11 protein-coding genes are annotated in these 10,418 nt (G+C 37.8%); 6 read left to right on the top strand and 5 right to left on the bottom strand.

Translation table 11 applies throughout. The annotated features are described in order from the left end of the window. The first annotated feature begins 255 nt into the window (after positions 1-255). Positions 256-1,008 (top strand): polysaccharide deacetylase family sporulation protein PdaB, encoded by a 753-nt coding sequence (gene pdaB / locus V7266_RS01470; RefSeq protein WP_335465460.1) that lies wholly within the window; start codon positions 256-258, stop codon positions 1,006-1,008. A gap of 384 nt (positions 1,009-1,392) precedes the next feature. Here pdaB and V7266_RS01465 read toward each other — a convergent pair whose 3' ends face one another. Then, entirely contained in the window at positions 1,393-2,082 is a 690-nt protein-coding gene (locus V7266_RS01465) for a KinB-signaling pathway activation protein (RefSeq protein ID WP_335465459.1), read from the bottom strand. Positions 2,083-2,232: 150 nt separating this feature from the next. On the opposite strand from V7266_RS01465, the gene gerD reads away from it, so the two are divergent. Then, positions 2,233-2,790: a spore germination lipoprotein GerD gene (gene gerD, locus V7266_RS01460; RefSeq protein WP_335465458.1), complete on the top strand. Its 558-nt coding sequence runs from the start codon at positions 2,233-2,235 to the stop codon at positions 2,788-2,790. A 55-nt stretch (positions 2,791-2,845) separates the two neighbouring features. Here gerD and V7266_RS01455 read toward each other — a convergent pair whose 3' ends face one another. The 3 genes from V7266_RS01455 to V7266_RS01445 form a co-directional block, all read right to left on the bottom strand. Continuing rightward, the gene (locus V7266_RS01455; protein ID WP_335465457.1) at positions 2,846-3,898 is read right to left on the bottom strand and encodes a P-loop NTPase; all 1,053 of its coding nucleotides are present in this window, start codon (positions 3,896-3,898) and stop codon (positions 2,846-2,848) included. Positions 3,899-4,040: 142 nt separating this feature from the next. Further along, on the bottom strand, positions 4,041-4,763 hold the full coding sequence (gene cwlD / locus V7266_RS01450) for an N-acetylmuramoyl-L-alanine amidase CwlD (RefSeq protein ID WP_335465456.1): 723 nt from the start codon (positions 4,761-4,763) through the stop codon (positions 4,041-4,043). Between the two features lie 163 nt (positions 4,764-4,926). Further along, positions 4,927-5,370, bottom strand: a complete 444-nt coding sequence (locus V7266_RS01445) for a YbaK family protein (RefSeq protein WP_335465455.1) — start codon at positions 5,368-5,370, stop codon at positions 4,927-4,929. A gap of 188 nt (positions 5,371-5,558) precedes the next feature. On the opposite strand from V7266_RS01445, the gene V7266_RS01440 reads away from it, so the two are divergent. The 4 genes from V7266_RS01440 to V7266_RS01425 all read left to right on the top strand — a co-directional run bounded on the left by V7266_RS01440 (position 5,559) and on the right by V7266_RS01425 (position 9,814). Next, positions 5,559-7,034, top strand: coding sequence for a spore germination protein (locus V7266_RS01440; RefSeq protein WP_335465454.1), 1,476 nt, complete (start codon positions 5,559-5,561; stop codon positions 7,032-7,034). 18 nt (positions 7,035-7,052) lie between these two features. Next, positions 7,053-8,141: a GerAB/ArcD/ProY family transporter gene (locus V7266_RS01435; RefSeq protein ID WP_335465453.1), complete on the top strand. Its 1,089-nt coding sequence runs from the start codon at positions 7,053-7,055 to the stop codon at positions 8,139-8,141. Continuing rightward, the gene (locus tag V7266_RS01430) at positions 8,138-9,199 is read left to right on the top strand and encodes a Ger(x)C family spore germination protein (RefSeq protein ID WP_335465452.1); all 1,062 of its coding nucleotides are present in this window, start codon (positions 8,138-8,140) and stop codon (positions 9,197-9,199) included. Before V7266_RS01435 ends, V7266_RS01430 begins: the two co-directional genes overlap by 4 nt. 216 nt (positions 9,200-9,415) lie before the next feature. Then, positions 9,416-9,814 carry a hypothetical protein gene (locus V7266_RS01425; protein WP_335465451.1) on the top strand — a complete coding sequence of 133 codons (399 nt, stop codon included), beginning with the start codon at positions 9,416-9,418 and terminating at the stop codon, positions 9,812-9,814. A 48-nt stretch (positions 9,815-9,862) separates the two neighbouring features. Here V7266_RS01425 and V7266_RS01420 read toward each other — a convergent pair whose 3' ends face one another. Continuing rightward, complete coding sequence (locus V7266_RS01420) at positions 9,863-10,375, bottom strand: hypothetical protein (protein WP_335465450.1); 513 nt, start codon at positions 10,373-10,375, stop codon at positions 9,863-9,865. Between the last annotated feature and the right edge of the window lie 43 nt (positions 10,376-10,418).

The following is a 10,418-nucleotide window of genomic DNA, read 5'->3' as shown; positions in this document are numbered from 1 at the left end:
TTCACAATGTGATCAATTCGATCATCTTTTAAATCAAATAAGATTTCATCCATCTCTCTCTTAATAAGGTATTCCATTTCTTTTACTTCTTTTTCGTTAATTAGAAGTCCAAACATTGAAAAACCTCCAGCGTAATATCTAGTTATAGTAGTCTTTTCCAAATATAGAAATTTTATAATTAAAATGTTTAATCATAATATCAAAATTCTGAGCATAGGTTTGAGACAAGGATAGTATTGGACGAGGTGGGGAATGATGAATTTCTTTTTTGTATTAAACGGTAAAGCGTTAAAAAATGTATCACTAATTTTCATAGCAGCATTTTTCACAGCATGGTTTCTCTACATGGAAAATCTGGTTCAGATTCCTGTCTTTTCAACAAAGGATACTTCGAATGCTATTTATCGCGGTGAAAAGGATATAGCTCTTACTTTTAATATTGGCTGGGGGGATGAAAAAGCAGAGCCCATTTTGGATGTGCTGCAAAAGGAGAATGTTAAATCCGTTACTTTCTTCCTGGCGGGCTCCTGGGCTGAACGTCATCCTGACATTGTCAACCGCATAGTTAAAGAAGGCTATGAGGTTGGAATTCTGGGTTACGATTATGTAGATTACCTTGATGTGGAAGATGCCAAAATCGCCAAAGACATCTCAAAAGCTCAAGAGGTTTTCACGAAATTAAATGTAAAGGATATTAAGCTTTTACGAGCACCGACGGGTCATTTTGATGAGCGTACATTAAAAATAGCTAAGCGGTATGGCTATACAGTAGTTCAATGGAAATTAGACTCGAAGGATTGGCAGAATCCTGGCGTAGATAAAATAGTTAAAAATGTTAGTAAAGCAGAGAATGGGGATATTGTCCTGCTCCATGCCTCGGATTCAGCAAAGCAAACTTCTAAAGCACTACCGCTAATACTTGCTGATATCCGACAAAAAGGAATAAAGCTCGTATCGGTATCCGAAATGATTGCTAACGGAGAAGTCCATTCTAAAGAAATTAATTAAGTTCTTTTTACTAAAACCGCCCCTATTAGAGGACACTGAAAAAGCCCTTTAAGTGTATGTTTAGTGGCTGTTGATTTCCGTTCTAGACGGCTTCGCTTTCCGCCGGGCGTGCCGGAGAGCCTCCTTGCCGCTTTCGCGCCTGCGAGGTCTCCCCTGTCCTGTACTCCCGCAGGACATTGATTTTACATCATCGAATTCGCCCACGCACGAAGGAAATGAGTTAGCATTTTCGAGGAGTCTTCGCCGCCTTCCACTCCAATCAACAGAGTTCTTTTACTTAGTCTAAATTAAAAAAGGTATAATTTCCTATTTGTATGAGGATTATACCTTTTTTTATTATTATAAAATTCTTTAAAAAATGAAAGTTTTTCAGTACCGCTTTTATTACATGGACGGTTTTTTTGACATTTTTTTATTTTTATTCGGATTGCTCATTTTAGGATTGGTTTGTTCTGCTCGTTTTTGCCTTTCTTGCACTGACTGAGCGTTTAATTTATGAAGAACTAATATTTGATAGGCATTACATGCTAGTAACGAGATCATCATGAGATAGAACCAATTCTTCTCATTTTCACGCAATACCGGTACCCATTCCACTAATGTAGCAACAATCATAAAAAATAACGCTGGGATGAAAGCTCCCTTGTTTGTTTGTTTCACTTTATACCAAGCTACAGCAAGAGAAATAGCTAATAGGAGAAATGCTGGTCCTAAATAAGGAAGAATAGATTCACCTGGTTTAGCAAAGTTCTCGTAACGCAGGTAAACTAAATCGAATAAACCAAATAAAACAAGAACAACTTGAACAGAATTCCATAGAGAAACAGACTTAAAAATCCCTAATCCAAAACGGTGAATGGTTAAATAAGAAAAGAAACCCATTTGGCTGATTACACTAAATAAAAAGCCCATTACAATTAACCAAATTAACGTGGATAAAATATCAATAATTTGAAAATGAGTAAAGTAAGGCTGAAATTCATTCCAGCGAATGATAAAACCCACAATAGCCGTCGTGACCCCGCCAACTAATAATGTGGACACAAATAGTCTAACCCAATTACGGCTTGTCACACCCTAAACCTCCAGAATACTAAAATTATTTCCATACTGATTGTACCAATCAAAATGTGAAAAATCCATAATTTCATTTTTTTAGGCGAATAATCCCGCTATAATTTCTCATCCTAAAATTAAGGATTTATATGTGAAGGGAGCCTGAAAATGAGAAAAAATAGTATGCTGCTCCTCCTGCCCATCATCTTGTTCTTAGCCAGCTGTTCTACTAGTAATGACATAAGCGGTAATGGACAAATCGACTATGACCAAACTAAAAAAATGGTGGTTGATATCCTTAAAACAGATGATGGTAAGAAGGCAATTCAAGATGTAATGACCTCAGAGGCGATGAAGGAAAAACTTGTAATGGATCAAAAGGTTGTTGCGGACACCATTCAAACGACGCTAACATCAGATAAAGCGATTGATTTTTGGAAGAAGGCATTTAGCGATCCTGCTTTCGCCCAAGGCGTAGCTAAAAACATGAAAAATGAAAATAAGGCCCTATTAAAGGAATTAATGAATGATCCTCAGTATAGAACCATGATGGTGCAAGTTTTTAAAGAGCCTGAAATTCAGAAACAGATGACTGACGCTCTAAAAACAAAAGAATACCGGGACTATCTTCAGGATGTGATTACAGAAACAATTAATAGCCCGCTTTATAAAGCTAAAATACAAGAATTACTGTTAAAGGCTGCAGAGGAAGAATCAAAAAAATGATTGGCTAGTGAATATAAGGAAAAAGCCTCTTCCAATTATGGTCGAGGCTTTTTTCTTACTTTTTTAAAAGGCTTGTAACCTTTTCAGCAATTTCTAGATAAATTTTTCCGATTTGATGATCTTCTTGATAAACGGATGGTGCAAAGTCTTCGTCATTCCAATCAGGCTGGTTCAGCGGCAAGCGTCCAAGAAGAACTGTATTTAATTCTTCAGCCAGTTTGTCCCCTCCGCCACGGCCAAACACGTATTCCTTATCACCGGTTAATTTACTTTCAAAGTAAGCCATATTCTCAATTACTCCAAGTACCTCATGTTCTGTACGAAGAGCCATAGCACCTGCACGCGCTGCCACAAACGCAGCCGTAGGGTGTGGTGTCGTCACGATTATTTCCTTACAAGACGGCAGCATGGTATGAACGTCTAAAGCAACGTCCCCAGTACCAGGAGGCAGGTCTAATAATAAATAATCAAGTTCTCCCCATTCTACTTCACTGAAGAAACTATTGAGCATCTTTCCTAACATCGGACCACGCCAAATAATTGGGGCATTGTCCTCCACAAAGAAGCCCATTGAAATAACTTGAACCCCAAACCGGTTCACTGGGATAATTTTTTCGCCACGAACCACTGGTCGATTTGTAATCCCCATCATATCTGGTACACTAAATCCGTAAATATCCGCATCAATCAGCCCAACCTTTTTGCCTAATCGCGCTAGGGCTACAGCAAGGTTAACGGAAACCGTTGATTTACCTACGCCCCCTTTTCCGCTGGCAATCGCAATGAAGGTTGTATTTTTTGAATTAAGGAGGTTTTGGTCCTGTTCTGGTTCTGTATTGCGATGCTGCGCCAATACTTCTTCTGGCAGCTCAGCAAATCGGATTCCAACAGTCGCCGCGCCTGCTTCTTTTAATACACTTACAATTTGTGTTTGAAGCTGAAGCTGTTCGCTTGTCCCCGTTTTCGCAATCAACACTTTAACGCTTACATGGTTCTTTTCTTCTTTAATTTTAATTTCCTCAATAGCATTTAATTCTGCTAATGATTTATGTAAAAAGGGCTCTTTGAGGCCGCCCAGGACTTCACGGACTTTTTCTTCATTTAACATAAAAATACACCTCACCTATGAATTCTTTTCCATTTTCAGTATACCATAACCTAGAAGAGAAACAGTTAATTCAATCACACGTTTACAAAATCTGAAGTCCCATTTTATTACATAAAAAAACGGAAGATGCTTCCACCTTCCTTTAATCTGGTTCTTTTAATTCCTTTTCACTAGTAAAGTAACGCAGAATACCATTATTGATCGATGCAGACACTTTTTCTTGATAGTAGTCCTTTTTTAAGAGTGCCTTCTCCTTTGGATTGGAGAGAAACCCTACTTCAACTAACACCCCTGGTTTTTTTGCATTCTTCAAGATATACACTTGATTGATGGGCTTAGCTCTACGTTCCGTGTTTTCGAGATTTCTTCGGAGCTCTTCTTGGATAAATTTTGCCGCTCGTGCGTTTTCCTTATGCTGCGGAGCATAAAAGGTCTGGGCACCGCTCCATCTTGAAGAAGGTATCGCATTTAAATGAATACTGACAAATAAATCAATATCGGTATTATTAATCATTTTCAATCTCTTTTTAAGGTCCTCTACCTTTCTACGGCTGTAACCCCTTGTATCCGGATCAGCTAGATCCTCATCCTTTTCTCTTGTCATAATCACAAGAGCACCTTGCCCTTGTAGATAATCACGGACATTTTGTGTAATTTTTAAAGCAATATCCTTTTCAAGCGTTTCGCCAGATCCTGCTCCGCCATCCGGTCCGCCATGACCTGCATCTAATAAGATTATTTTTCCTGACAAAGGAAGATTCCAGGTTTTCCATGAATTATTTTCACTAAAATCATGCTGTAGTATAAAAAATAACACAATTAATCCTGTGATAAAGCTAATAATCTTTAATCTGCGCTTAGCCACCCATATCCTCCTTCCCGCTCGTCCCTGTTCAGTTAACTATATGGGACAAGGGGAAGTTTTAGAACTCTAAAAAGCACCCTAAAGCACTGCAGTTGGCAGCTCCCTTTTCTTTTAAAAAGAACGGGAGCAGCAGGTACCGGTGCAAGAAAGGATGCCTTTCGTTTTAATGCAATCTTAATTTATATCGTCTCTGCCCCTTTTCATAACCCTCTTTCCACCAGACAAAGATATATTGTTCACAAAGATAATATAGCGACTCACTCATCGTGCCTTCTTGGCCATGTCCCCAATAAAGCAGAAAGTTGTATAGTGTATCAATTAGATGTTTTTCCTCTTTAAAACACCGTTTTCGGACTTCCTCAGGATTTTCACCATAATAGCCAAATTTACTAAATTTTGCCCCCAAGAGAAAGGCCTCCAGGGCGACATCATAACATGCTTCTTCTATTCCTGAATTCATCACAAAGCTATTGGCAAGGTTTGTGGAACCAAAATATTGTTTTACTCTTTCTTTCAATGTATTAATCGATAAATCCCTCAGCATGGAACGCTCATATTTAATCTGCTTTTCACGTCGTTTTTCTTTAAAGGTTGTTATAACAGTCACTTCTTTTCACCTCTTAGGACTATTCTTTATCCCTTAGGTCGAAGAAATGCAAAGTCCTCATTTCCAATTTTTAATATCACATATTGGGTTAAAATGCGTACCATTGAAAACTCCTTTATTGCTCATTCATACTCTTTCCAATATAGGGAAACGATAATAGTTGACTGAAAAGGACGGTGTAATGATAGATGGGTTGGTTCTCAAAACAAGGTAAAGTGCTTGAAAGAGACACGTTGGAAAAGATTCTCAAGCGCTCAAATGATTTTAAAAAAGTCTCTTATATTAATGAGCCCACTAACAGACCGTTCTCCTTTTGGTTTATTTCAACTCTTATTGATGAAAATATTTTACAGGATAATGTCCTTCCCTATTTATTAGAGAAACCATTTGAAAAAATTGAAGATGTAAAGAAACTTATTGCCCTCGCAGATGTACAAATCAGCCATAACCCAAGCGAGATTGAACAGAAATTGTTCCATGGTTATGCCCTGTTAACATTGGATAACGACAGCGATCATTTTGTGTTTTTAGCAGCACAGAAGGAACTCGTCCGAAGCATTTCACCCCCAGAGGTTGAATTTAGTGTAATCGGACCAAAAGAAGCTTTTGTTGAATCGATCAATCAAAATGTAAACTTGATTCGCAAACGCCTTCCTGTCAAAGAATTAATTGTCGAGGAGTTAACCATTGGATCGCTGTCAAAAACGAAGGTAGCTATCTTATATCTTGAGGGGATTGTGGATCCCGCAAATGTCAACACCGTTATGGAGAGGCTTAAAAATATTAAATTTGATGCGATTACCGATAGCTCTTACGTCGTTCAATTAATATCTGATAATAAAAACTCCCCTTTTCCACAACTATTGGATACCGAGCGGCCAGACAGGGTTACGGCCATTTTAGCAGAGGGGAAAATTGCTATATTCGTCGACGGCTCACCGCACGCCTTGATTACGCCGACTACTCTTGTTGAATTTTTCAGCTCATTTGAGGATTACTTTTTAAATTGGATGTTATCCTCTTTTTTCCGGTTAATTCGGCTTTTCGCAGTTGCCTTTTCAATCTTAGTCACACCTGTATATGTAGCAGCATTATCCTACCACTATGAATTAATACCAACAGACTTAATGAACACTTTAGTCACCTCTCGGAGAGATATACCGCTTCCTCCTATTCTAGAGGCACTCTTTTTGGAGCTGACCATTGAACTGCTAAGGGAAGCAGGAGCCCGTCTGCCTACTAAGGTAGGACAGACAATTGGTATCGTAGGAGGTATTGTCATTGGAACAGCATCGGTTGAGGCCGGATTAACGAGTAATGTTCTCCTCATTATTGTAGCACTTGCGGCATTGGCATCTTTTACAACACCCGTTTATAAAATGGGCAATGCCATTCGACTGCTCCGATTTCCATTTCTGTTTTTTGCCGAGCTTTGGGGACTGCTTGGTATTGTCTTATGTTTTTGTTTCTTAATGACCCATTTATTACGGCTTACTTCCTTAAACAGGCCTTTTTTGGAACCTTTATATCCACCAAGAATGACAGACCTGAAGGATTCCCTGATTAGACTGCCGTTTAGCAAACAATCCTTACGTCCACAAACACTTAGGACAAAAAAACCTGTTCGTTATCCCCACAATAAAAAAGGAGATATTGACGAATAGAACAGTGGAGGAAGTTCTATGGAACAATTAGTACCTGAAAAGGCAAAAATATCGCCCTTTTTAGTTTTTTTTCTAGTCCATACCATGCAGCTTGGTATTGGCATTTTAGGCTTTCAGCGCTTAATTGCTCTAACCGCAGGATATGACGCCTGGATATCGGTCATTATTGCCGGATTAAGTATACATGTCATTCTATGGATGATGTATAGGATCCTTGATACAGTAAACGGTGATATAATGTCGGCCCATTCCTATGTTTTTGGCAAAAAAGTGGGCCGTCTTATCACTCTGCCTTTTGTACTTTACTTTTTATGTGTGGCCATAACCACGCTGCGAACATTTATTGAAGTGGTTCAAGTATGGATGTTCCAGGATATGAGTACATTTTGGTATACTTTCGCTTTCTGTGTGCTAGCAATCTATATTATTTTTGGCGGTTTTCGCATTGTTACAGGCATAGCTTTTTTTGGAGTGGTTCTTCCCTCATACTTAATTTTTACATTTTTCTTCACCTTCCCTTATGCTGATTTAAGAAATTTACTTCCAGTCTTTGATCACTCTATCAAAGATTTAGTTAAGGCTGCTTATCAAATGTCACTTACCTATCTGGGTTATGAAATACTGTTATTCTTTTATCCTTTTATCAAAGATCCGCAAAAGTCAAAGAAATGGGCTCATTGGGGTGTCCTCTGTACCACCATTCTTTATACAGCCATAACCATTACCACCTTCTCTTATTTTTCTGCAGGGCAGCTGCAGAAAAGTATCTGGGCCACCTTGACGATTTGGAAAGTGGTCGAGATGCCTTTTGTAGAGAGATTTGAATACATCGGAATTGCCAACTGGAATATTATCATTCTGCCTAATTTTTGTATTGCTCTTTGGTGTGGAAGCCGTATTTTAAAACGGACTGTCCATTTGAAGCAGAAATATGGAGTTCTTTTATTAACATTGATTGTTTTAATTACGATTAATTTTTTTAAAACACGCGGGCAAATTAACACCCTGAGTGAGTACACCGGCAAGTTTTCTTTTTTCCTAAATTATGTTTACATCCCTTTGTTGTTTTTTCTTGTATTGATTGTTAAGAAGGTGAAAAAAGAATGAAAATACTAATTTCTCTTCTCATTCTATCTACCATACTTGCGGGTTGTATACAAAAGGAGATCGTGGATGATGTCAATCTAGAGACTGGAGCCGCTTATGATTATACAGATGGGAAAATACGCGGTACCGCCTTAGTTCCCGTCTATTTATCGGATAAAACAGTGGAAAACAAAACCTTTTCGTCTTCTTCTAACTTAAGCAGGGACTTTTTGAGAGATGTACAGCGTCAATCTTCTGATCCACTTGTAACAGGGAGTCTTAAAGTGGTCCTGTTTGGTGAACGGCTTGCGAAAGAAAAAGGAATTTTAGACTTAATTGATTCCTTCCAACGTGACCCCAGTATTGGTGCAAGATTATACCTAGCTGTAACAGAAGGGGAAGCAAAAGCAGTCATTAACGGTACTTATGGTGAAAGAGGAAATGCTATCTATCTATCCAATCTTATCCGACATAATATGAAATCAAAGGATGTTCCTAAAACGGACCTGCAGCGTTTTTTGTTTGATTTTAACCAAAAAGGAAAGACACCTTATCTGCCACGGATAAAAAAATTAGGCAAGGAAGCTGTAGAAATTAGCGGTCTTAGTTTTTTTCGATATGGTCATGTCCTCGATACCATTCCGCCTGACAAAATGTTCTACTTTAAACTGCTAGTTGACAAGTATAGTAAAGGAACCTTAAAGGTGAATCTTGATAAAGATGCAGCTGCAATTGAAAGTATTCGTTCCAATTATAAAATGAATCTTGTTTCAAGAAAGCCTTTAAAGGTTAATATCCACATTAAGGTTAAGGCGATATTAAATGAATACTCAGGTACCCGTGTGACACCAAAGAAAATTAATATGATTGAGAAAAAATTGGAAGAGGAAATTGAAGGGGAATGCCTAAAGTTAACCAAAAGATTTCAATCAAAAAATATTGACCCTGTTGGATTCGGTCATTTTATTAAAAGCAAAACCAGAAAGTTCAATTATAGTAAGTGGGAAACAGATTACAGGGATTTAAAAATGAACGTTCAAGCAGATGTAAACATAATAGAATCAGGGGTAATAGACTAATTTACCTGATAATTGGTGTATACTGCTGACTGCAAAAAACTCCCGGTCCTTAACCGGGAGGGAAATTTATGCCCTTTTGACAAATTGCCACAATGCTGCCATATACTTATAAAGTAACTCATAATGTATCTCTCAAAATAACACAAGCTATTAAAAATTGACCAACGAGTCCAGTATCTTTTATCCCCACGTACATCCCTGTAAAGGAGGGAAATTATGTTTGGACTTTTTTCGTTGCGTAAAAAACAGAAAGAAACCGTAAAGGCTGAAGAAACGAAAATAAACTCTCACATAATGATTAAATTAGATCGAATTATTGAGTTATTAGAGCAGCAGCAAAAGGAGGGGAATAGGAGGAATATCCAATTCGATAAGGTTCAAATCGAGCATATAGAAAATATGGTGTTTCGTTTAGATAATCTTGAAATTGACGAATTAAGCGGAAAGCTAATTATAGGCAATAATATTAGCACTTCAAATGATTTAGCCGAATCACTTCAAATGCACATGAACTCGAATGATATGAAAAAAGAAACAATGTCTGATCCATCATCCTCCGATCACGACAATATCATAAAGACTTCAAAAGGATTTCGTTTTCATTATGATTCCTAGTCATCATAGGTATCCACAAATGACATTTTATAGGTAGAATAATTGAAATCAGATCTCTCTTTCAATGTTGGCTATCTTAATATCGCGATCGTCAATAGTGGTATCTACCATATCTTGATCATTATTGAGGTTTAAATTACCTAACTGTTGATTATTATGCCCCAATACGGGACCCTGGGAGGTATTTGATTTTTGATTAGCATCCATCCCATTTACATGGCCTTTGCCAAGGAATATAGAACTGTTCTGCTCGATTCTATTGACATTGATGCCCTCAAGATTAATATTGGTTATTGTATTCTCATCACCTTGATTTTCAAAGGATATGTTGATATCACGGTCATCGATGGGGGTATCTACCAGGTCCGGATCATTTAAGATCGAGATATTGTTAAGAAGGAGATTGGATTGACCACTAATATTACCAATTACACTATTCTCCTTACCATGCGAACTCCAGCCAATTGCCACATTTCTCTCTCCAATAAACATGCCGGATTGTCTTTGCATCATTTGAATATGAATACCGCCAGAAAGATTGAGATTTAAGGACCTTAACATCTTTGTCACCACTCTTAATCTTCATTTAGTTAGATTACTTTAT

The sequence above is a fragment of the Neobacillus drentensis genome (genome assembly GCF_036965645.1).
GTDB classification, from domain to species: domain Bacteria; phylum Bacillota; class Bacilli; order Bacillales; family Cytobacillaceae; genus Neobacillus; species Neobacillus drentensis_D.
The sequence above is the reverse complement of the archived record's forward strand: the minus strand, read 5'-3'. Positions and strand labels throughout refer to the sequence as shown.